22 protein-coding genes and 1 pseudogene are annotated in these 23,483 nt (G+C 41.4%); 16 read left to right on the top strand and 7 right to left on the bottom strand.

The annotated features are described in order from the left end of the window. Positions 1-293: 293 nt before the first annotated feature. From V7K84_RS14555 to V7K84_RS14545, 3 genes and pseudogenes are all read left to right on the top strand, one after another. On the top strand, positions 294-461 hold the full coding sequence (locus V7K84_RS14555; protein WP_334839017.1) for a hypothetical protein: 168 nt from the start codon (positions 294-296) through the stop codon (positions 459-461). 178 nt (positions 462-639) lie between these two features. Then, positions 640-1,311 (top strand): gamma subclass chorismate mutase AroQ, encoded by a 672-nt coding sequence (gene aroQ / locus V7K84_RS14550; RefSeq protein ID WP_334839015.1) that lies wholly within the window; start codon positions 640-642, stop codon positions 1,309-1,311. 57 nt (positions 1,312-1,368) lie between these two features. Further along, positions 1,369-2,089: pseudogene (locus V7K84_RS14545) on the top strand (RNA-guided endonuclease InsQ/TnpB family protein); the annotation flags it as partial. Between the two features lie 89 nt (positions 2,090-2,178). Here the strand turns inward: V7K84_RS14545 and V7K84_RS14540 are convergent. After that, positions 2,179-3,345 (bottom strand): AI-2E family transporter, encoded by a 1,167-nt coding sequence (locus tag V7K84_RS14540; protein ID WP_334839013.1) that lies wholly within the window; start codon positions 3,343-3,345, stop codon positions 2,179-2,181. A 244-nt stretch (positions 3,346-3,589) separates the two neighbouring features. Here V7K84_RS14540 and V7K84_RS14535 point away from each other — a divergent pair, with 244 nt between their 5' ends. After that, positions 3,590-3,931, top strand: coding sequence for a hypothetical protein (locus V7K84_RS14535; protein WP_334839035.1), 342 nt, complete (start codon positions 3,590-3,592; stop codon positions 3,929-3,931). A 286-nt stretch (positions 3,932-4,217) separates the two neighbouring features. Then, a complete protein-coding gene (locus V7K84_RS14530; protein ID WP_334839011.1) occupies positions 4,218-5,642 on the top strand; it encodes an LCP family protein in 1,425 nt (474 codons plus the stop codon). Here V7K84_RS14530 and V7K84_RS14525 read toward each other — a convergent pair. From V7K84_RS14525 to V7K84_RS14505, 5 genes are all read right to left on the bottom strand, one after another. Next, the gene (locus V7K84_RS14525; RefSeq protein ID WP_334839009.1) at positions 5,614-6,708 is read right to left on the bottom strand and encodes an anthranilate phosphoribosyltransferase family protein; all 1,095 of its coding nucleotides are present in this window, start codon (positions 6,706-6,708) and stop codon (positions 5,614-5,616) included. The genes V7K84_RS14530 and V7K84_RS14525 overlap by 29 nt on opposite strands. Before the next feature lie 736 nt (positions 6,709-7,444). Beyond that, positions 7,445-8,086 carry an FHA domain-containing protein gene (locus V7K84_RS14520; protein WP_334839007.1) on the bottom strand — a complete coding sequence of 214 codons (642 nt, stop codon included), beginning with the start codon at positions 8,084-8,086 and terminating at the stop codon, positions 7,445-7,447. After that, positions 8,064-10,196 carry a substrate-binding domain-containing protein gene (locus V7K84_RS14515; protein WP_334839005.1) on the bottom strand — a complete coding sequence of 711 codons (2,133 nt, stop codon included), beginning with the start codon at positions 10,194-10,196 and terminating at the stop codon, positions 8,064-8,066. Before V7K84_RS14515 ends, V7K84_RS14520 begins: the two co-directional genes overlap by 23 nt. A gap of 43 nt (positions 10,197-10,239) precedes the next feature. After that, positions 10,240-10,920 carry a response regulator transcription factor gene (locus V7K84_RS14510; protein WP_334839003.1) on the bottom strand — a complete coding sequence of 227 codons (681 nt, stop codon included), beginning with the start codon at positions 10,918-10,920 and terminating at the stop codon, positions 10,240-10,242. A gap of 43 nt (positions 10,921-10,963) precedes the next feature. Then, entirely contained in the window at positions 10,964-12,085 is a 1,122-nt protein-coding gene (locus V7K84_RS14505) for a sensor histidine kinase (protein ID WP_334839001.1), read from the bottom strand. A gap of 818 nt (positions 12,086-12,903) precedes the next feature. Here V7K84_RS14505 and V7K84_RS14500 point away from each other — a divergent pair. The 10 genes from V7K84_RS14500 (at position 12,904) to V7K84_RS14455 (ending at position 22,126) form a co-directional block, all read left to right on the top strand. Beyond that, positions 12,904-13,743 carry a Pvc16 family protein gene (locus tag V7K84_RS14500; RefSeq protein WP_099100382.1) on the top strand — a complete coding sequence of 280 codons (840 nt, stop codon included), beginning with the start codon at positions 12,904-12,906 and terminating at the stop codon, positions 13,741-13,743. Between the two features lie 30 nt (positions 13,744-13,773). Continuing rightward, positions 13,774-15,435, top strand: a complete 1,662-nt coding sequence (locus V7K84_RS14495) for a phage tail sheath family protein (protein ID WP_334838999.1) — start codon at positions 13,774-13,776, stop codon at positions 15,433-15,435. A gap of 111 nt (positions 15,436-15,546) precedes the next feature. Next, positions 15,547-16,002, top strand: coding sequence for a phage tail protein (locus tag V7K84_RS14490; RefSeq protein ID WP_094331970.1), 456 nt, complete (start codon positions 15,547-15,549; stop codon positions 16,000-16,002). A 22-nt stretch (positions 16,003-16,024) separates the two neighbouring features. Next, the gene (locus V7K84_RS14485; protein WP_334838997.1) at positions 16,025-16,519 is read left to right on the top strand and encodes a phage tail protein; all 495 of its coding nucleotides are present in this window, start codon (positions 16,025-16,027) and stop codon (positions 16,517-16,519) included. 11 nt (positions 16,520-16,530) lie between these two features. Next, positions 16,531-16,878: a hypothetical protein gene (locus V7K84_RS14480; protein WP_251959044.1), complete on the top strand. Its 348-nt coding sequence runs from the start codon at positions 16,531-16,533 to the stop codon at positions 16,876-16,878. A gap of 71 nt (positions 16,879-16,949) precedes the next feature. Next, on the top strand, positions 16,950-17,288 hold the full coding sequence (locus V7K84_RS14475) for a hypothetical protein (protein WP_334838995.1): 339 nt from the start codon (positions 16,950-16,952) through the stop codon (positions 17,286-17,288). Then, complete coding sequence (locus V7K84_RS14470; protein WP_334838993.1) at positions 17,278-17,661, top strand: phage tail assembly protein; 384 nt, start codon at positions 17,278-17,280, stop codon at positions 17,659-17,661. Before V7K84_RS14475 ends, V7K84_RS14470 begins: the two co-directional genes overlap by 11 nt. Beyond that, on the top strand, positions 17,604-17,807 hold the full coding sequence (locus tag V7K84_RS14465) for a DUF6760 family protein (RefSeq protein ID WP_334838991.1): 204 nt from the start codon (positions 17,604-17,606) through the stop codon (positions 17,805-17,807). The genes V7K84_RS14470 and V7K84_RS14465 overlap by 58 nt, the downstream gene beginning before the upstream one ends. Further along, complete coding sequence (locus V7K84_RS14460; protein ID WP_334838989.1) at positions 17,804-19,753, top strand: FHA domain-containing protein; 1,950 nt, start codon at positions 17,804-17,806, stop codon at positions 19,751-19,753. The genes V7K84_RS14465 and V7K84_RS14460 overlap by 4 nt, the downstream gene beginning before the upstream one ends. Before the next feature lie 192 nt (positions 19,754-19,945). Beyond that, a complete protein-coding gene (locus V7K84_RS14455; RefSeq protein ID WP_334838987.1) occupies positions 19,946-22,126 on the top strand; it encodes a CHASE2 domain-containing serine/threonine-protein kinase in 2,181 nt (726 codons plus the stop codon). 136 nt (positions 22,127-22,262) lie between these two features. On the opposite strand, the gene V7K84_RS14450 is transcribed toward V7K84_RS14455, so the two are convergent. Then, positions 22,263-22,715: an Hsp20/alpha crystallin family protein gene (locus V7K84_RS14450; protein ID WP_334838984.1), complete on the bottom strand. Its 453-nt coding sequence runs from the start codon at positions 22,713-22,715 to the stop codon at positions 22,263-22,265. A gap of 392 nt (positions 22,716-23,107) precedes the next feature. On the opposite strand from V7K84_RS14450, the gene V7K84_RS14445 reads away from it, so the two are divergent. Further along, the gene (locus tag V7K84_RS14445; RefSeq protein ID WP_334838982.1) at positions 23,108-23,332 is read left to right on the top strand and encodes a hypothetical protein; all 225 of its coding nucleotides are present in this window, start codon (positions 23,108-23,110) and stop codon (positions 23,330-23,332) included. Positions 23,333-23,483: the final 151 nt, after the last annotated feature.

The raw sequence follows: 23,483 nt of genomic DNA, 5'->3' as shown, positions 1-23,483 counted from the left end.
TAAACGAGCACCCATATTTCAGTTACCTCAGTAGATGCATTCTCCGTATTTACTTATCTTTACATAATTAGGTTTTTTCGCACCTACCTACTTATTACTGATTGACAAATTGTTTATGACCTAGCCCCGTTGGGGCGGGGTTGCAGGTTTGGGGTGTGGGGGAAGAAATAGCCCTAACAATCAGTAGGTCTGAAGCCCCGTTTTTTAAAACGATTGCGTTGGTCGGGTTCCAAGCCCTGACCAATGCCGTCTTCTCCCCTACACCCTAAACCTGCAACCCCACAACCTTCTTCATGACCTTAACCCGTCAAGAATTGTACATAACAGCAACTTTATTGTGCGATCTTATTACATTCCGCTTCCCGAACATGGCGAGGTCACGTCGCTTCTCTACGAGACGCCAAGGGCGATCGCTCCGAATTCAAAATTCTTGCATTATTGATCCCCATAAAGAAATTTAGGGGCTTGTATCCTTTTTGTTTTCGGTAACTTGATGATGTATTTCCTCAATACCCGTATAAGCCGGAATTTGCTTTTTGTCAGTAACTATGAGATATTTTGTTTGAGATTAAAAATACTGTATTCCTATACATTTACTGATAATTCCTACTAAGTAGCCGGGCGTATAAACTTTTTAAGATGAATTTAAGTTTTTTTAGAAAGCATCCACTGTTGTTTGTCATCATCATTTTCCTTGGGCTTTTTTTCAGTAGTACAGTAGTTGCTGCCCAGAACTCTGGGTCAGTAAAATTAGTAAATCCCCAAGCTATTACGAGGGCAGAACAACAACGACCTGTAGATAAATTACTAAAATTGATCCAGCAGCGATTGTTGATTGCACATGATGTAGCCCGTTGGAAATGGAATCAAAAACGTCCGATTGAGGATCTAAAGCGCGAACAAGAGTTACTATTAAAGGTTAGGCAACAAGCTACAACCCATAGTCTAGAACCCGATAGAGTTGCAGCATTTTTTCAAGCACAAATAGAAGCAGGAAAACTCATCCAAACCGCTGATTTTAAAAACTGGCAAAAGCAAGGCATTAAATCTTTTGCTAACGTGCCAGACTTAAACCAGACATTGCGACCATCGTTAGATAAATTAAACACAGAATTTCTCTTTGCTTTAACAGAACTGACTTCTGTTCTAGGTTGCCCACACATACAGGAATTAATTCAGTCACGTTCCCAAGTGATTATTCAGGGAGATGGTATTGATCGGCAAGTGCAGAACTTAGCAATTTCACCGCTGCTGCAATTTAAAAGCGCTTCTTGCAAAGTGGTTTCCTTCCCTAAAAGAGAAATTCGATAATTATTCGGAAAATTAGATTTTAGAACTTACGCACTGTACAAATGCATCGTGATGTGGCGTGCGGATGGTTATTATATCCAACTCTGCATATCGATAAACCGCACGGAAGTGATTAAACCCACTCATCAGACAATTGGATTAGATGTAGGGATAGAAAGCTTCTATACCGATTCCTTTGGAAATAAAGTTGAAAATCCTCGGTTCTATAGAACTGGGGAACAGAAAATGAAACGGTCACAAAGGCTTGTTTCTAGAAAAGTTAAAGGTTCTAGTAACAGGCGTAAAGCCAGAACCAGATTAGGTCGGGTTCACCTCAAAATAAGCAGACAACGCAAAGACCATGCCGTGAAGTTGGCAAGGTGCGTAATCACATCAAACGATGTTGTGGTCTACGAAGATTTGAGGATCAAGAACATGGTGAAAAATCATTGTTTGTCAAAGTCAATTAATGATGCCGGATGGTATCAATTTAGGGTGTGGTTGGAGTATTTTGGAAGGGTATTTAAACGGATTACTATTGCTGTAAATCCATCATATACCTCGCAAGAATGTTCTAACTGTGGCTCCATTGTGAAAAAGTCACTATCTACTCGCACACACGTTTGTTCAGTGTGGATGCAAACTGGATAGAGATCACAACGCCTCTCTAAACATTCTTAATTTAGGATTGAGTACGGTAGGGCATACTGGAACCTTTGCGCTAGACGCAAGCAACGCTTCTGGAGAATCGACCTCTACTCTAATTGGAGCAATCCTGTCAGAGCAAGCTGTTTCGTAGATAGAAGAATCCCCGTGCGTTCACGCCGGGGAGTGTCAACGTTCCTGATAAATAACTGATGATACACTTCCTGTTCCTGCCTTCTTGTACTAAGGCAATGTTGCTTCAGAAATGCTCAAAGTTTTGTTAGCGTCAGCTTTCGAGGACTCATTTCCTGGAACGGATGCAGTTATCTCCCCAGTGGCGCTGTCGTTTATCCCACCACCAGGACGCAAGGCACTTAAAGCAGTCTTAATCACAACAGCTGTAGGTACTGCCACAATTACACCTAACAATCCGCCAATTCTTGCCCCTGTTAAGACCGAAATTAAAATCCAAACTGGATTTAAACCGGTAAAACTGCCTAAAATTCGGGGGGCAATTAAGTTTTCGAGAATTTGCTGTACAATTACCGCTGCGATCAACACTCTCACACCCATTGAAAAATCTTGCAACGCCACCAACAGTGTAGTCATTGCAATGCCTACAGAACCGCCAAAGGGGACGAGAGCCATCAGGCCAATAGTTAGTCCAAATAGCAATCCAAATGGCACTTTCAACCACAAAAAGGTAGGAATAAGGGCTGAAGCCATACAGGTAGATAAAATCAACTGGGTGATGAAGAAATTTTGGAAGCTTAGGCGGACTGTTTTAGAGAAAGGCTCGCGAAATTTGTTAGGTAGCCATTCGACTAAACTTTGCCAGAGTTCACCCCCATGCTGTAAAAGATAAAAAGTCAAAACCATCGTCAAGAGAATATCTAGCAGACTAGTAACTGTGAGTACAGCTAGATTTAAAACTTGTCCGGCGATCGCTTGTAATTGTCCTTTGACGCGATCGTTGATTTGCACCACCAGAGCATCGAGGTTAATCGGTAAGCCAAAAGTCTCAGCTTTTCCGTTTAAGATCATTAACTGAGAGCGTCCAGAGTCGATTAAATCTGGCAAACGCGCCACCAGTTGTTGTGCTTGGGTAAGAGCCAGGGGAAAAAGTGTCACACCCAACGCCAATAAAATCGATAAAGCCAAGAGAAATACTAAAATAGCAACTTGCTCTCGCCTAGCACCCTGATGCTCCATCCAGCTCACGGGGTAGTTGAGCAGAAATGCTAGCACTGAGGCTCCGACTAAAATGACTATGAGAGAATGGAAATAATTGAAAAAGACCGAAATTGCCCAACCATTGATAACTAGCAGCGGAGCGAATAGCGCGATCGCCCCGATTCGCGCTATTGGAGTAAATGTTTGCCACCAGTCGAGTAGCTTACGTGTCTGCATTTTGAGCTGATTGCGGAATAGAACTAAATGAAATTTTTCTTTACAGCTTATTATCTCTAACTATATGAGTCTTATTCATCCTTCTAGTTTAGGAGTTAGACTAACCCCAATGAAGAATTTTGAACCAAAAGAGAATGGGGAGCGGGGGAGCGGGGGAGCGGGGGAGCAGGGGAGCAGAGGAGCAGAGGAGCAGAGGAGCAGGGGAGCAAAGGAGCAGGGGGAGAATAATAATGCCCCATCTCCAATGCCCAAAACACAGTTGCTTTTACATTTAGTTCCGATCGTCGGCTTTTTTCCATCCTTGTGGACGCTCTATCGGGGGCAGGGTAGTCGGGAACAACTTGCTATTAGTCGTCTGTCTATTACTTTGGCACTTACTTGGTTGTTGAGTTATCTATTATTAGCTACCGGGGCAGCAACTTCAGATTTTTTTCCGCTACGTCTATTTATCCTTAATAGCTTTCTCACTTCAGGTTACTTTTTAGTAAGTATTTGGTTGATTTTGCGCCTAATGCAGGGCAAATCTAGTCGTTTACCAGGGTTTAGTAATTTAGCTGAACGAGTGCTTGGCAAGTATTTATCTTAATTATTTAAGGTGATAAATTGTCGGTGTTTTTACTGAATTTTGGAAAATTTCTGGCTGATTTCTCTATATATCTAGTCAAATCCAGTTTATTATTGCCATACTTCAGTAAAACATCTCCAGGTTGTCCCAAAAAAAGAATAAATGCTGCTATAAGTGTTGTGGTTGACACTACATTAAAAAAGTTAGCACCGATAATTAAGAGTTAGCTATTATGGGTTGATTTGTTTGGGTGTTTTTAGTCTGCAAAATTACTGAATTTGATTAGTGAGTAAGTGTGAGGAAGTCTGTGACCATTCAAAGAAGTTCGGCGGAAGAAAACCAGTCGGGAAAAGCCTCAAAGTCCAATAAAAAAATTCCCCAAAACTCGACATCAGGACGTTGGCTGTGGTTTTGGGTAGGTATGGGTGGTATTGCGATGGTATCTGCAACAGCGGGGGCGCTTTTAGCAGTGTCTTTGACCAGTACGCCTTTGCAACAAGCGCAGCTAACTCCAAAGGATGAGGCGGCTTTTGATAGCGATCGCATTTCTGGAGGTGTGCTGCGATTTTCAGAATTAACTCGTCCAGTGAATCTTTTGGTGATGGGAATGAGTGTGCTTCCCCCAGATATCCAAAACCCTCCTGAAGATACCAAAAATCTCAAATACCTGCCCCAAGTCAACTCCTTTGATGGTCTTTCTGATGTGATGCTCTTGGTCAAATTCGATCCAGAGACGAAAAAAATAAATATGCTCTCCATTCCCAGAGATACCCGCACACAAATAGAGGGTTATGGAGTGAAAAAAATTAACTCCGCCAACGTTGAAGGTGGACCCGCTTTGACTGCCAGAACTGTCAGTAATCTCTTAGGAGGAGCGGGAATCGATCGCTATGTCCGAATTAACGTTTTGGGAGTTGCCAAGCTGATTGATGCTTTGGGTGGCGTGACTGTCTACGTCCCTAAAGATATGAAATATCAAGATGATTCTCAGCATTTGTACATCAATTTGAAGGCTGGTAAGCAGCATCTAAATGGCGAGCAGACATTGCAATTGCTGCGTTTTCGCCATGACGAACTCGGTGATATTGGTCGGATTCAGCGCCAGCAAATGGTCATGCGTGCTTTGATGGAGCAAACACTCAACCCAGCTACTGTTGCTCAATTACCTAAAGTTCTTGATGTCGTGAAAGACCACATTGATACTAACTTGACGGTTGAAGAGTTAGTGGCGCTAATGGGTTTTGGAGTGCGGACAAATCGCTCTAATATGCAAATGTTAATGCTGCCTGGTCGCTTTAGCGAGAAAGGCGAGTATGATGCTAGCTATTGGTTGCCCAACAAAGATGGGATTGCCAAACTGATGGCTCAACACTTTGGTTTGGAGTCAGAACAGGAACAGCTGGCAACTACAACTAACCCCCGCTCTTTGCGTGTAGCAATTCAAGATAGTACAGGTGGCGATCGCTCTAACCTGCAACCGTTAATTAGAGCCTTGGAAAAATCTGGATATCGCAACATCTATGTGGCCAAGGCATGGGGCGAACCTCTAGACGTAACTCATATTGTCGCCCAACAGGGAGACGGTGACAGTGCCGAGTCAATTCGCGGCACTTTGGGATTTGGCGAAGTGCGCGTGGAAAGCACTGGCAACCTTGGCTCAGATATCAGTATCCAAGTAGGTAAAGATTGGTTGGAACAAAAATCTATTTTGGAGAAGTCGTTGACACCCTAAAAGGTATATCTGCTGACACTGAATGTATTACCTGGCTCAGTTCTTGGAGTTTAGCTGCTATTACACCATTGGTTAATAATTCTTCTGCTTTAGCTAAACCCTCTGCCATATCTGAACAAATACCACTCCGCCATAGATAAAATCCGCCATTCCACAAGGCTGTTTGCATCAATTCACCTGGTTTACCTGCCAAAACCTCTTGAATATCCGCCACCAGTTCTTCAGTAGTTCCAAGGGGTACGTTCTTGGTAGTAAAGCCGTAATCGCGCGGTACGAGGTGCAATCGTTCTACCTCTTGGGGTGCTACGGATGAAGATAAGCTGATGATTGCAGTGCGATCGCGCGGTAAGTCGCAACTACCTTCCAATCCTTTGACTAATGTAAATTTTGTCACTCCTCGCAGTCCTAAAGCTATCTGAAACATCCCTTCTGTCGGTGGATGGACAAACCCAGCAATTACGTGAGCATCCCCAGCATAAGGACACCAAATTAGCTCCATTGTCGCCAACGGCGGACGTTTGCCAAGTTGGTCGCGGTACTCCCAAATACTTGTAGTTAAGGGAAAATGCTGAGGTAGATAAATAAAGCCGATTCCCGTTTGCTCAAACACTTGTTGAGTTTGTGCTAGGGGTAAGGTAGTCCAATCGACTCCTAAACCCTGCCAAATATCTATCAGGGGTAAGCCGTACTTCGTGGGTAGGCGACCGCCACCATGCATTACCACTGGTTGTCCCACTCCGGCGAGTAGTAAAGCTGTTACGGGACTAATTGGTGCTGTGCGTGTCCTACCATCGTATGGTATGCCAAGAGCGATCACTGGTCGCCCAGAGGCTATGGGTTGCAATTTTGGCCCCAGTTCCTCATAAGCATCCAGCATTCCAGCTAACTCTTCTCCCGTTGGACGCTTAATTCGGTGAGCAATTAAAAAGGCTCCAATTTGGGCTGGTGTCGCTTCACCCAGCAGCATCATTTTAGTAGCGGTGGCTGCTTGGGCGCGAGTTAAATTCTCGGCTGTATGGTTTCCGCTGCCTACTTTTTGCAGAAATTCTCGAAATACATTGCTCATTTTTCCTTTGTCCTCCGTCCAGCGTCATTTGTCTATTGTCCTTTGTCTTTCGGGATAACCGAAAATGACTCATGACCGAATATTGGATTTTGGATTTAATAAATAAATGTGAGTTCGACTAACTAAAAATAGCAGGATGTTGAGCAGGTAAGTCTTAGGGGTAGATATTAAGAAATGGTTTTTAAGGCAAATAAGTATAAGCAATCAAACCTGCAATTAATTTGACAATTAAATTGAAAACATTACGATGTCTCTTGGATGACGCGATTGTCTACGCCAAGCACTGCAAGAAGAGGACAGTATTAAAATTAAGGTTAGTATTGCGAAACAATAGAAGCCAAGTGCGCGATTGAAAATCGCTGCAAGATGTATAGCACTTTATTGACTTGATTGTTAATAAACTCAGGACTCTTTCAAGTCCGTTAATTCTTCAAACCTATACCTGTCAAATTTTTCAGGCTTTATCAACAGTCGAACTCACATTAAATAAGTGAAATTTTACCTTCTCTACGTTCGCGAACAGCGTGTCGGAGACAGAGGCTATGCCAACATAAGGTAAATATATCACACTCCCTTTAGTAACTACGGTGTACATACAAGTCCTAAAAACCTAGATAAATCATCACAAAGACGCGATAAATCACCGTCTCTACAAAATGACTGATTATTGTAGAGACGGCGATTCATCGCGTCTCTTTCCAAAATAGAGAATGCTGATTATCAAATCAACTTTTTGCTACACTACGTATATAGTGAAATTAACTAGGTTGTCTTGACCAAATCGCAGCGAATCACCGTTAAGTAGCCGATACTGCATACCGGGAGTCAAAGGATTGTTGTTTAAATAAATACCATTTGTACTCATATCAACAATCATGTAAGAATTTTGCGACCAGTCCCAATCGACTCGCGCATGACGACGAGAGACTATTCCCTCACTGGGAATACCGGTCAAGTCAATTTCTGGCGGCGCTATTCCTGGACTCTGACTGCGGCGACCAATATAACCTCCTTCTCCAATGAGGTGAAATTCTCTGCCAGTGCTATGAATCAGCTTTAAGGCTGGCGCTCTTTGCGGAGGAGGGGTATAAACAGGTGGTGTTGGTTGATAGGAAACTCTTGGCTGATAGACTGTTGAATAATCAATGGGGGCTTGTTGGGGAGCTTGGTAGTTAGGTTGGTCTGTAGGCGGCCGCTGATACTGAACAGGTGGTTGACTAGGCTGTTGTTGAATAGGTGGAGGTTGACTAGGTGCTTGTGGCGTAGCAGAAACTACATTACCCACAGGCGTAGAACACCAGGGACAAACCTTAGCATTGTTAGGCAGGGCGCGGTTAAAATATTCGCAACTAGGATTAGGGCACCGATTTGCAGGCATAAGACTTTATATCATCAGGCATAGGTTGTAAAGCTACAAGACCTACTTTACTAAGTAAACATTGACCCTGACGAGTAGTTAGCATCTGGGCAAATGTAGAACCACCAGGTAGGCGGTTGCTGTCTTTAGGGTACACTACAAAAATAGGGTATCCCAAGGGGTAGCTTTGGAAGGTTGTGACATCAACATAATAATCATCATGTTGACACAAATCATCTGAGGGATTAATTGAGCGGCGATCGCGCTTTTGAAACAGAGGTTGAATAGCAGACTTTTTAGCATCTGCGATCGCTAAAGGATAGCCAGTACACTGACTCGAAGTTTTACTGATAATCCCAAAACTGATAATACCAGTAGTTCGCCCATCCAAAGTTTCACTGCGTATTAGATTTTGGGTTTTTGTTGTATCAAGTTTAGTAACTTTCGCTGCAAATAAAGCTTCGTCTTGAGGGGCATTTTGCAAAACTATTTGTTGAAATTTACTGATTGCTTCCGGTTCAGTTGGGGCAAAAGGTTTCACAGGCAGATTTGGAAGTTTGGGATTAATCTGCTGCCAATTAGTAATTTTGCCTGTGTAAATTTGACGCAATTGCTCAAGATTGATTTGCCCCCCAAGAGCATTGGCAAGATTTGAGTCTCTTTTATTAAATGCGACAAAAACAAGTAAACCATCATAGGCTACTGCTTTTTTCGCAAGTTTATCTGTAATGTTGTTTACCAAACTAGTAATGGCAAAATCTTTTTTGTTTGTTTGAACTTCTTCGATACTTTTAATCTGATTATTTATATTTGATGACAAAACAGATTTATAGTCAAATGTTGCTGTTGCATCTGGCTTTGGTCTGGTCAATAAATCTCCTAAACGGCTGTTGTCCACTAATTGCGTTAAAACAAAACTCCATGTACTATCTTTTTCTCCTGTGTAAGTAAATTGTCCAGAAGGAACGTTGGGTACTTCTGAGAAATTCCGCACAAGTCTAGACCATTGGATATATTGATTAGGGTTATCTGTTTTCCTGCCCCAAAGCCAATACCAAATTCCCCCACCAAGTAGTAATAAAAATAGGATTACTAGCAAAATTAAGGGCGTTGGCAAAGGCTTTTTTAGTTCTTGAGAAGCTGTAGAACGTGCCGAATTTTTAGCACGATCTTCTTGAGGAAGTTCTAGTAGTGCTTTACGAGCCGCTTCTGCACTCTCAAAAGGAGTTTCTAGCCCAATTAAACGATAAATAAACTGCTTTAAATGGCTATCGGTATCCGGCCATTGTTGATTATCTCTAGGATTGAGAGGCTGATTAGATGAAAAATTAGTTGTCCGCCCTACCCATAAATAAAAGGCTAATAATCCTAATGATTCTAAATCTTGGTCAGGTCTAGCGGCAGCAGGTTGAGGAATAATCGGGGGAATAAATAAGTTTTCCCAGATAGCTAAATCACAAAAATATATAGAAAACTTTTGATTATTGTCTACTTTAATTAAAGTACTATCTAAATTGATATTGCCGTGAGTGACACCCAGTTGTGTTTGATTGGAGGGAAAACGCAGCTTTTGGGTGTGGAGAAACTGGAGAGTTTGTAAACCTTGATTTAGCACCTCACGCACATCAAGAGATGTCATTGCTCCCTTTTCTATGAGATACTTACCTAAAGTTTGGGATGACTCTATTCCTTGAGTAATTAAATAACAGCGCTCTCCTTTTTCATCTGCGATCGCTTCTTTCGTTTCCACCAAACGGAAGTTTTGAATTCGACTATCGGCTAAACTTACTCCACCCACCCGTTTAAAAGTCTCTTTCCGCTTTTGAGTCTCACTTTCATTAAAAGAACGATTGGGGAGCAGGTATTCTTTGATGATTACAGGTTGTTTGTCTTTAAGTTGAACACCTGAATATAAACGGCCTAAACCCCGCACACCGACAAAACTAGTTATTTGATAAGTTCCCTGACTTCCTTTAATCTCACCCTCCTGTGGTAAAGTTGCTGGAAAACCACATTCCAAGCAAAACTTAGCACCCTTGATTTGCTGCGCCGTTTGGAAGGGGCGATCGCAACTTAAGGGAGAATTGTACGAGCAGGGGTATTCTTGATAAAAAGATTCAAATGAAGCCATATACAAAAAGTTTCGTGAATTGCGCCGACTACTTCTGTCGCGCTCAAGCATGAACTAATCCTAACTTGAGGGCAGTTACAATCGCTTGAGTCCGGCTAGTAACCTTCAATTTTTCAAAAATACTGGTGAGATGCGCCTTAACAGTAGCAACTGTTACATACAAATGTTTCGCGATTTCTTCATTAGAAGCACCTTGAGTTAACCAGTATAAAACCTCTTGCTCTCTTTCAGTTAAATGCACCTCATGACATGCTTTTACACAAGAGTCTGAATAAGCTTGAAAAAACCGGAAAAATCGACTAGCAACTTCTGAAGGTAGATAAATTTCTGACCTAGTTACAGTGTCAATAGCTTCACACAATTGGGTTGCTACACGATTTTTAAACACATAACCTGCGGCTCCTCCCTGCATCGCTCTAAAAATCCAGTCGTCTTCTTGATGAGCCGACAATACTAAAACCTTGCCAGTGTAAGCAGCTTCTTTAAGACGTGCCAGAACTGTAATTCCATCACATCCTTTCAATTGCATATCCAGCAAAATTAAATCTGGACACTTCTGAGTTGTAAACTTTAAAACCTGCTCAACAGAATCTGCATCACCAATAACTTCTACAGGTAATGCAGAATTAATACTATAAAAATTTAGGAGAGTACGTAACCCTTGACGGAAGCGTTCTTCGTCATCTACGAGTAAAACAGAAAGTTTATTATTATCATTAGCCATATCTTTAATTACGAATTACGAATTACGAATTACGAATTATAAATTAATTCACGCTCCTTGAACGAGGCAAAATCATCGAAAATTGTGCCCCACTTTCTGATAAAACTTGTGCCCAGATACTTCCTTGATGATCCAAAATGATTTTTTTAGCAATAGTCAAACCCAGTCCTGTACCTCCTTTGCGTCGGGAATAAAATGGGGTAAATATTTTTTGTAAGTCCTCTTGAGACAATCCTGGACCTCGATCGGAGATTTTAATTAAAACTTCATCTTGGAAAATTTGCCAGCTACAGGTAATAGTTCCTGAGTTAGGGCTGAAATGCGCGGCATTACTGAGGATATTATCAAAAACTTGTTTCATTTGTAATCTATCTATCTTCAGTATTGTCGATGTATCGGGAATCAATATTTTAAGTTTTTTCTGATTAATTAAAGGTTGTAAATTTGTAATACTTTCAACCACTAAACTTCTTAAATCTTGAAGTGTTACTCTTAATTTGGCACTTTGACCGCAATCAATTAGTTCATTTAAATTAGTATCTAAATCTTGGATACTTTCGCCGATGATTGTTGCTTGCTCTTGCCAAGGGCTATCCTTTAACCCTAAACATAGATTATGTGCATACAATCCTATGAGTCCTAGAGAGTTACGTAATTGATGACCGACTCGATGCAAGATATCTTCTAGGAGTTTAATTTCAGTTTTTTGTCTGCCATAGTCCAAGGAAATATCTACATACTTACTCAGCAACATAGCAGAGCGTTTTACATATAGTTGTAAACTCGAAGAGAGAGGTTCATGAGTAATGATTTGAATATATTCAGTTTTTTGATTTCTATAGGATATGGGGCAAATGTAAGAAATGGATGAGAAGTCCTTAAGCTTAAATTCCTGTAAAGTCAAAACAGGCGGAAAATCTATCAGCCATTCTTCTGAACGCAAATAAGCTAAAGTTTTTGGGGAAAAAGGAACTTGGTCTTGACCATAATTTATCACTTCTTGATTAGCTCTCAATAATGAATCATGATAGACAATTCGAGCGAAAAAAATTGGATACTGACTAGTTAACTGCTCAGACTCAAGCTGACAAAAGCTTTGGATCTCTGAGGAACTCAAATAATTAGAGCCATTGTCTAGTTTTTGTACAGAAAAGCCTAGTGTCATAGCTTCACTCGCTTTTTGCAACTAAATGATTTTACCCTTCTGCTGACCAGTATAAAATTATGCAGTCTCGGTAATGTTTATTTTTTTGTTAAGTTATCTTTTGAGATAATTCATACAAATAATTATTAAGGTTTGTATTCACATGTGTATCAAGCTAACTTTGCTGTGTAAACAAGTTTGTAGTCAGGACTTTAATCCTGATGTTAAGCACTGAAATACTTAGTACGTACCCAAGCTTTCGTTAGCTTAATGGACTACTTGGGTCGGCTTTTCAGCCATTAGTGTCAAGTTAAGATGAAATCACTGGGGTCAACTAGTATAGTTAGGGACTGGGGACTGGATGAAAAGTCTTTTTGTGTTTAGGTTTTGTCCTCCTCAAATTAAAATTGAACAAAAATAATAAACGACACCCCGAATTCAATAAACGACACCCCGAATTCAATAAACGACACCCCGAATTCAATAAACGGCTGCCCGAATTCGATAAACAACTGCCCGAATTCAATAAACGGCTGCCCGAATTCGATGAACGACTGCCCGAATTTAATAAACGACACCCCGAATTCGATGAATATACCTTTGAAATTTGGGCTTCTGCCTTAACTTGACACTAATGCTTTTCAGCCCACCCCACAAGAAAAAATGTAGTGTGTCTAATTAAGAACTGCTCCAGATTAATCTACAAACTGAAGTTGCTACTTTACGGATTTTCGACCCAATACCCGATTTAAAAAATATCGACAAAAGTCTAATTAACTTTAGAAGCCCGATACATATACTGTAGAGGCATCTGGATTAGCTACCAGCAGAACATCTTCATGCTTATCTTCGTTCTTCAAACTTTAGCCGAAATTCTCGCTGGAGGAACCTCACTTACCAGTACAGAGCAAATTGACTTTAGCCATCCTGGTAATCGGAGGGAAGAGGGAGCAGGCCCGACTCTCAATTTATACATTTTTGATATACGTGAGAGTAAGCAGGTACAACATTCTGGCAGGCAAGTAGAACGCAAGCTAACACGCGCTCTACAACCTGCCACTGTAAATTGGGCACCAGCTTGGTTTGATGTTTCGCTGCTATTAACAGCCTGGGATAGAACAGCTTTAGGTGAGCATCACTTTATTAGTGAGGCATTGACTGTGCTGTTGCGCCATCGCACCTTGGAAGAGGAGTTTTTGGTTCCTGAATTACGGGGCTATGGTAATTTGAACATGACAGTTGCCCTAGAGCCGCCAATTGAGATTGGCTCTTTATGGAGCGCTCTCAGTGTGCCATTGCGTTCAGCCTTATATTTGACAGTTACAATACCCTTCGAGCCACAACCGACTCCAGTGCCTTTGGTTTGGGAGCGAATTTTCAATTTGCGAAATCAATTGTCTCGCGATAGTGACAGTTTAGTATTAACCAGACGAGTTGCGATCGCGGGTATTGTCAAAAGTGCGGTGACAAATTTGCCGCTGGTAGCGACAGAAGTGGCTGTGAGAGGAACTGACAAGTCCATATCAACTACTAAAGAAGGGCTGTTCTTCTTTGAAGACCTTCATTTAGGTAATTATGTTTTGACTCTGAATCATCCTGGCTATTTACCTCAAAACGTCAATGCATTGGTAGATAACCAAAGTAATACTTTCAAAGAAATATTTCTAACTCCTGAATAATTAGATTTTTACTGACTTGGAGAAACTTTCATGGCTAGACTTGATTACTTTGCTCCTGGTGTTTACATCGAAGAAATTGACCGGGGTAGCCGACCAATTGAAGGTGTTAGCACAGCAGTTGCCGGATTTGTAGGCTTTACAGAAGACGTTCGCGGTGGGGCTGAATTATACAAGCCCATGCTAGTAACCACTTGGACGCAATTTTTAAACTACTTTGCGCGTCCCAACTCTGACGGCTTCACCGACTTCAACGCTTATTTACCCTTTTCAGTCTACGGCTACTTTATGAATGGTGGCGGTCGTTGCTGGGTAACAAGCATCGGGACTCAGTTACCAGGCGCACCCAGACCAGCAACTCCAGAACCGGCTAACTTACGAATTAACGCTCGAGGTAATCGTCCAGCCCTGCGCTTTACTTTGCGCCCCGAGCAAGCATCAGGTGGATTAGTAAATATCGTAATTATTGATGGTTCGCCCCGCGCTCTACCCGAAGGTACTGAAGGAGAAGCGCCTCCAAATACGGGTGAATATTTCACCATCGAAATTCGTCGGGGAGATGAACTTCTAGAAGAATATCAGAACTTGACAATGAACCGCGAGCCTGCTAATCAGGTAGCCACTTATGCGCTGACAGCATTGAGAAATTCGATGTATGTCACTTTAGAAGACATAACTCAAAGCGGACAACCTTTAGCTCGTCGTCCGGTTAATGGTCAATATGAACTAGCACCGCCCATTGTTGCTGCCACACCCGATAGATTTTCACAAAATTTAGAAGGGGTTAGAGACGATCGCACCGGGGTACGCGGTATCTTTGAAGTTGATGAAATCACAATGCTGGCTTGTCCTGATGTGATGCGGGCTTATCAAGAACAGGTGCTGAATTTAGATCAAGTTCACGGCATCATCGAACTGATGATTAGTATGTGTGAAGGTTCTGCCAGTGGCGATATTCCCAACCCGCCCAACCGGATGGTTGTACTTGATTCGCCACCAGAAGCCGTTAAACCGCAACAAGTGGTGGAATGGTTAAATAGATTTAACCGTCGTTCGATGTTTGCGGCCCTTTATTATCCTTGGATTAAAGTACCTAATCCACGCGATCGCGGTAATCCAATTTTAGTACCTCCTTGCGGTCATGTGATGGGCGTTTGGGCCCGCACCGACGAAACCAGAGGAGTTTACAAAGCCCCCGCCAATGAAGTTCCCAGAGGCGTAATTGGTTTGGGTTATGACACAAACTTCCGCGAACAAGAACTATTAAACCCCTTGGGGATAAATTGTATTCGCAGCTTCCCCAATCGAGGTATCCGCATTTGGGGCGCACGCACTCTAGTTGAGCCAGATAAAACAGAGTGGCGTTACATCAGTGTGCGTAGACTAATTAGCTATATCGAAAAATCCTTAGAATTAGGGACTCAGTGGGTAGTTTTTGAACCGAACGACCAAGATTTATGGGCGCGTGTAACCCGTACTGTGAGCAACTTCTTAGAGCGCATCTGGCGTGAAGGTGCTTTGTTTGGGGCATCTCCAGCCCAAGCATTCTACGTGAAGTGTGACGAAGAATTGAACCCACCAGAAACCAGAATTTTAGGACGTTTATATATTGAAGTCGGTGTTTGTCCCGTCAGACCGGCTGAATTTGTTGTTTTCCGCATCAGCCAATGGAATGGCATTGAAGATAGCGAATAGACCAAGAATTCTCCTCTTGTAGAGACGCGATTTATCGCGTCTTTCCTTTCCCCATTCCCCATTCTCCATTCCCCATTTCAAAATTAATTACACACAAAGGAGTCTAAAAGTATGGCAGGCGAATTTTTAACCTCTTGTAAGTTTTACTTCGAGGCTGACGGAATTACTGATAAATTCATCAAAGAAATTAGCGGACTAGGCGTTGAAAATACACCAGCGCAAGAAGTCCACGGTTCATCTAAAGGCGCTAAACTAATGCGTCAAGCTACACCAACTGTTGTTAAATTTACCAATATCACAGTAAAAGTCATCGCCACTGATGATATAGACCTTTATAAATGGTATCAAGACTGTAACGAAGACATGGGAGACCCTCGAAAGTGGGCACAGAATCGTAAGACTGGCTCGGTGGTTGCTTACGACCAACAAGGCTCTGAAAAGGCACGGTGGAACATTGTCAATTGTTATCCGTGTAAATACACCGGGCCTACCTTAACTGCCTCCGGTGGTGATATGGCAAATGAGACTGTTGAATTGGTTCACGAAGGAATTAAACGAATCAAATAATTAGCATTTGCGGTAATTAACAGTGGTACAATCCGCCAGCCGAATTCCAGAAGTTCTGACAGCCCATCGGTTCTATTTAGAACTGACACTAGAAGGTCAAAACGATGCCAATTGTTTCTTTTTGGAGTGTCAAGGCTTCAAAAGAACCCAAGAGGTTATTGAAATTACTGAAGTCACTTCTCAAAGTTGGGGTACAAAAGGGCAATCAAAAGGTCAGGTGGTGAGAACTAAGCTTCCCAGCAATCCCAAGAGTGGTAATCTCATTCTGCGTAGAGGTACCACCAACTCTATGGATTTTTGGAAGTGGTTTGAAAAAGTCGAAAAGGGTAATTGGTCACAGCAACGTAGACTTGTTGCTTTGTCTATTTATAATCAGGCAAATCAAGAAGTAGCTAGATTTGAATTAGCCGGTGCTTGGCCTGCAAGCTACAAGATTGCCGATGTCAGCGCCCGCAGCCATGACATCGAAATTGAGGAGGTGGAGGTTGCTTTTGAGGAATTTAAACGCGTGAAATAATTAGGAGGATTATGTTTCCCACAGAGTTTGAATTTACACTGCCAAAGGGGTATCTAGACTCTGAAGGCAACCTCCATCGCAAAGGTGTAATGCGTTTATCAACGGCGATAGACGAGATTGCACCCTTGCGTGACCCCCGCGTTAAAGCTAATCCCGTTTATGCCACAATTATTATCTTGTCGCGAGTGATTACCCACTTGGGTGCTTTATCAGAAGTGACACCTGCAATCGTGGAAAACTTTTTTTCCCAAGATTTAAATTATCTGCAAGATTTTTACCGTCGAATCAATGGATTGGAAGGCGAAACTTCCATACCAGAAGATACAGTAAATTCTCCCGAAGCACTTCTTCATAATTGAGTTGGGCATTGGGCATTGGAAATGAGAAGTAGGTAGTAGGAGAGCAGAGAGCAGAAAGTAAAAACTCATTAATGGAGTTCAAAGCCTCATTAATGGAGTTCAAAGACTCATTAATGGAGTTCAAAGACTCATTAATGGAGTTCAAAGACTCATTAATGGAGTTCAAAGCCTCATTAATGAAGTTCAAAGACTCATTAATGGAGTTCAAAGACTCATTAATGGAGTTCAAAGCCTCATTAATGAAGTTCAAAGACTCATTAACGGAGTTCAAAGACTCATTAATAGAGCTAAAAGCTTCATTAATGGAGTTTCCCCTATTGTCAATGCCCCATGCCCAATGCCCAATGCCCAATGCCCAATGCCCAATGCCCAATGCCCAATGCCCAAATTCAATAACCTATGCGCCGTAAAAAGGATACTCTCTGCACAGAATTTGCTTTCACTCTTCCTAGAGGATTGAGTGATGGCGAACAACGAGTACATCGTCATGGGGTGATGCGTTTAGCCACCGCTAAAGATGAAATTTTGGTGCAACAAGAGCGCAAAGTTCAGGAAAATCAGGCTTACGGTGTCTTGGTAATGCTTGCAAGGGTTATCACTCGCTTGGGCAGTTTCAACTCTGTTAGTCCTGATTTACTCGAAGGACTGCTCTTACATGACATTGCCTATCTCCGAGAATTTTACAATCGAATCAATCAACAAAGCAATGTACACATTCCGACACAATGTCCCCACTGCAATACTCAATTTTCAGTGGAGCTAAAACTAGCGGGGGAGTCGTAAGCTACCCCTCTGATACTTTATATGAGGAGGTAGCTTTTATTGCTTATCATTTCCACTGGTCACAAGATGATATTTTAAATTTAGAACATACTACCCGTCAGCGCTGGGTGGCAGAAATCAATAAAATTAACCAAAAATTAATATGAAAGTTAAAGTTAGCTACTCACCAAATCTAAGTGAAGTCAATGAAGTTGACCTTACCACAGAAACTCCAACGAGAGGAGAATGGCTAATAGGTCGTTCTCCTGATTCTGATTTAATCCTAGACAGCCCTGATATCAGTCGAGTACATGCTAAGTTTTTTGTTAAAGCTGGAAATTACTACTTCTCTGACCTTGGCAGTAGAAATGGCTCAATATTTAACGGGAAACAGGCTGAAAAAGATCGACCATATTCTTTGAGTGATGGAGATGTTATTCGGATTGCAGATTATGTTTTGATTTTGGAAGCAGTTGCTCCCGTTTATGAGCAACCAGAGACAGTCTTTAGAATTATAGATCCTTCACTGTTTTCTCGATCGCGATCGCCTGAAAATGTCAGCGCTGCCAATGCCGTTAATCCAGCGCCTATTAGCCAAGAAATAGAAACACCTTCCCCAGAAATCAGCGAAATCTCCGAAGTTGTTTCTACTCCAAGTGATGATGTCATCCCGGTTGTTGAGATAATCCCCCCTGAAAACATCATTCAGCCAGCAGAAGCAGTTAGCGAAGTTCCACACGATGTTCGTGATGAAATTGTGGATTTGCGGACATTAGTTGCAGCAGATAGTGAAGAAGTAGAGATTCCAGAAGTCAGCGAAGCCTCAGAAGTTTCTTTGCCTGAACCTGATGACGCCATCGCTGCACCTGAAAACATCATTGAAACTCCCGAAAATGAAAGTGTCCTTCCAGAAGCTAACCACGATGAGGCTGTAGACTTTAAAGCTGCACTGGTGACAGAATCTACTTTCGTACAACAGCGTGATATAAGTGCTATTCCAGAAACTACCTATGACGAGAATGCAGAGTTAGAGGCAGCACTAGAAGCAGAAGTCACCTTCGTACAGCCACGTGATATTTTCAACGAAGTTCCTGCACAAAGTGCTATTCCAGAAGCAACCTCTGATGAGAATGCAGAGTTGGAGGCAGCACTTGCAGCAGAAGTCACTTCCGTACAGCCACGGGATATTTTTCACCAAATATCTGAGGAAGAAAGTGACATTCCCGAAGCTACTCATGATGAAGTCGTAGATTTGGATACGCCAGTCGCAGAAGAAACCAGTGAAGTTGTTGAAGACGCAGAAATTCAGCCGCCAGAAACATTAAGCCAAGTCCCACCGGATATCATTGATGAAGCGATAGATTGGGATGCGTCAGTTACAACAGCAGACAGCGCAGATGTTGACGAATTAGAATCTACTTCTGCTGTTGATGAAACAGTCAATGAAGTTTCTGAAACATTGACTGCGCCTGATGAGAACATTGCAGAAATTTTCAGCAGTCAAGACATTGATTTGAGTAATACAAGTACTGAAGAAGTCGGTGTAGATGTTGATGATGTTTCTGCACAAGTAAGTGAAGTCTCTGACTCAGCTGATATTCAATCTTTGGAAACAACAGAAAGTGGAGTTACTGAGAACGTCAGTCAAACTATTGAACAAGTTTCTGAAGCAGAAGTAACTCAACCTGATGAAACTCCAGAAGAAACAAATGTCAGTGAGCCTCCTCAAGCAATCATTGAAAGAAATATAGTACTCATCGCTCATGAAAGCAAGAAATCAGAACTTGCTGAATTGGTTTCCGAACATCAGGAATTTTTCTCACAGAGTTTTACAATTACCTGGCCATCTGTTAGTGAAGTCTTACATCAACAGGCAGGAATAACGATTAGTCAACAAACTCCCGCACCAACTTCTGGAGGATATCAAACAATTGCTTCATTGGTTGGAGCCGGAGAAATTTTAGCAGTTATTTTCCTGCGAGATTTGCTGCAACCTCAGCCAGGTCAAGCAAATGAAGAAGCACTGTTAAGATTATGCACTATTAATCAAGTTTTATTGGCTACTAATTTGTCAACAGCAGAGGCGATTGTGCATTATCTCAAACACATATAGCAATTCTAAATTAGTCACGAACAACAAGATACCGGACTTATTAAATAAGTCCGGTATCTGACGTGTTGATGTTTGCAGGTAAAATATGATTACTATATTTTTTGAAAAGTTGCAAATTGCGTAGAATAATTTCAATATTAAAAATTAATCTCAAAATATACCTATATTTTAAAGTAAAATCTATTTAAAAAAATGGTTGTAACTTTTAAAAGTTTATTTAGACAGCCAGTTATTCTTTCAAGTGCGATCGCTACAATTTTACTAGTAGGAATTCAAAAACTGGGGGTTTTCGAGCCTCTAGAAATGAAAGTCTACGACCAAATGATGCAATTACGTGCCGACTCAGGTCCAGACACTCGTTTGTTGATTGTTGCTTTAAGTGAAAAAGATATCCAAAAATGGAATTGGCCCTTGTCTAGCGAACTTCTAGACCGACTATTAGGCAAACTTGAAGAATATCAACCGCGAGTCATTGGTTTAGATATTTTTCGTGACTTACCAGTACCGCCTGGACATGACAAGCTACTGCAACGCCTCCAACAAAGCGATATCATCATTCCTATCTGCAAACATTCTGGTTCTAACAATCCGGGAATAGCGCCTCCAAAAGGCGTTGAAGCAGAGCGAGTGGGATTTAATGATGTTGTAGAAGATACTGATGCTACAATTCGCCGCAACCTATTATTAGTAAGTGCAGAGGAATCCGATTCTTGTCAAAGTACTTATTCTTTTAGCTTACAACTAGCGCTCAAATATTTAGAAGTTGGAGGCATCCAACTAGAATTTACCCCCAAAAAGGAACTACAACTACGTAATACTGTATTTAAACCTCTACAAAGTAACGCTGGCGGCTATGAAAAAGCAGATACCAATGGCTACCAAATCCTGCTTAATTACCGTTCTGGTCATCAGGTTGCCCAGCAGGTAACTATTACAGAAGTACTTGCAAATCAAGTTAAACCAGATTTAGTTAAAGACCGCATCGTTTTGATTGGTTCAACAGCTAATAGTTTAAATGATATTTTTAATACGCCCTTTGCTAGTGGTAAATCAGATAATTCCGGCAAAATGGCCGGAATTGAAATTCATGCCCACAGCGTTAGTCAAATTCTCAGTGCTGTTCTGAACAAACAGCCTCTATTTTGGTTTTTGCCTGAGTGGGGTGAAGTCCTTTGGATATGGGGATGGACTGTAGTTGGTGGGTTCCTAGTATGGCGGATTCAACATCCGCTAGGCTTAGGATTAGCAGCCGCAACAGCCCTGGCAGTATTATTTGGAGCCAATTTTGTCATTTTTACCCAAGCTGGATGGTTCCCAGTCATACCTCCGGCGTTGGGGTTAGTATTTACCGCCGGCAGTGTCCTTGCCTATAGTGCTTATCAAACCCAGCAAGAGCAAAAAGAAATTACCCAACGAGTTCAAGAACACCAACAATTAATTCTAGAATTACAAAATCTTTTACGGCAGCGTGGCAACGCCTCAAATGAAGCGCCAACGGTAATTGTTGATTCCATTGGGCAAGAAATTGCACTAGGAACGGTACTAAATAACCGCTACAAAATTACTCAACCCTTGGGTTCTGGCGGATTTAGCAATACTTATTTAGCTGACGATATCCAGCGTCCTGGTAATCCGCAGTGTGTGGTTAAACAGTTGCGACCTCCTCGCCAAGATGCAGAATATTTAAATGTTGTCAGACGCCTATTCGATGCGGAAGCAGAAATTTTAGAAACTTTGGGTAAGCACCCACAAATTCCCCAACTGTTAGCTTTTTTTGAAGAAAATCGGCAATTTTCTTTAGTGCAAGAATTTGTTCGAGGGCACGCTATGGATAAAGAGCTAACTGCTGGAAAGCGACTAAAACAAGCTGAAGTTGTGGAGATACTGAAAGAAGTTTTAAATGTGCTGGTTTTTGTTCACAGCTATGGCGTAATCCATCGAGATATCAAACCTAGTAACTTAATTAGGCGAGAATCAGACCGGCACATTGTTTTAATTGACTTTGGCGCTGTTAAGCAGATTCAACCCCAGCAGCAAGAAGCTCAGACAATTTCAATTGGCACTCCTAATTATGCACCTTCTGAACAAATGAGTGGGTTGCCAAAACTCAACAGCGATATTTATGCGTTGGGAATTATGGCAATACAAGGCTTAACTGGGGTAGAACCTAGAGAGTTTCGTAGAGACACAAATACTGGTGAAATAATTATCCAAAGTGTAGCTGATGCTAATAAACAGATTTGGCAACATTGGCGCGAATTAACTGAGGCTACAGACGAGTTAGTGATGATTTTAAATAGAATGGTACATTTCGATTTCACTCAGCGATATCAGTCATCAGCAGAGGTGCTTAAAAATCTCGAAAGTCTTTAGTACTTTTTTCTCAACGCTAAATTGCTGAGAAAAAAGCTCGGTCACTCGCATGAACAAGCTCTTAACTATTTCAATCAATTATTGCAGGTAAAGTAGTGCGTAGGTGTAGCCCGTCGTAGACATCGCAAGCAAACCATTAGTTAGCAGATTGTTCCAAATTTACCTTGACAACTTTGTTCTTTTCTTGCTCAGTTTTAGGCAGTATTAGATTCAAGATGCCATCTTTATAATCTGCCGTAACGTTAGTATTTTTAATCCGAGCCGATAGAGGAATTACGCGTTTAAATTTACCGTAATGAAACTCACTTCTGGTAACACCTTTTTCCTCTGTTTTGGTTTCGGACTTCCGCTCACCGCTAACGTAAACAGCATTTTCTGTGACTTGCACATCCAGGTCTTTAGCTTCTATTCCTGGCAATTCTATCTTTAGATGAATCGCATCTTCAGTTTCTTGAATTTCAGCAGCCGGAACTTTGCTTAAGCCTTTGTCAAATAATCCAGACGGTACTCTGGTATCTTCAAATAAACTATTGATTTGGTATTGTAGAGTGTCAATCTCTCTCCAAGGATTCCAACGAACTAGTGTCATAACTCTTCCTCGCATTAGTTAGTATTGTTTAATAAGTTTTGCACTTAACCTTGTGCTTACATATTCATATTATGTATAGTTAAAGCTGGTGTAAATTCGGTTTTTGACACCAATTAATTGATGATTACCGTACGAAATTAGATAGAAAATTTTTACGGTTTACTCTAATTTGTCTGTTCGGTAAACCCGAATAGACAAATTAGATTCAATCATACTAAATCAATAAATCTGTTGTTGAAGGGATAGCGCAGAAATACGATGCTTCAGTTGGGCTATATCTACAACCGATTTACAACACTGCATAAATTTTTAGATAACCTCAGTTAAATATATATCTGTTCAAGTTTGTCTTGAACTTAGCTCCTGATTTATTAACCAACACAGCATCAATAATGAAACTCTTTCCTTGGCTTAATTTTGCACACATTGTTGATTCTAGTGTCCTACCTAGAATCGCTAGAACTCAAATAGCTACTCATGGCAAGAGTGACACATCAATCAACACAGGTATCAAATCTAATACTTTACGCAATAATTCCACAGATATCAATTGCCTCAAAACCTTTGATACTGCTGTTCTTGCTTATCAGATGATGGGTCTTAGCAACTTTGAATGAACCGTAGGATGCGCTCAATTAAATCACCCGAATGGGTGAGGAGCAAATCAACCGTTCAGGTGAACTAGGTGCAGGAAGTTAAGACAGATAAAAAATAAGACTCTATTACTCAAGAACACTAATTGCACTTTACTATAACTAAGGATAATCC

Origin of the sequence: Nostoc sp. (assembly GCF_036917315.1) — a bacterium.
In the GTDB taxonomy this organism is placed as follows: Bacteria; Cyanobacteriota; Cyanobacteriia; order Cyanobacteriales; family Nostocaceae; genus Nostoc.
Note: the sequence above shows the minus strand (reverse complement) of the source record. Positions and strands in the feature narration are given on the sequence as shown.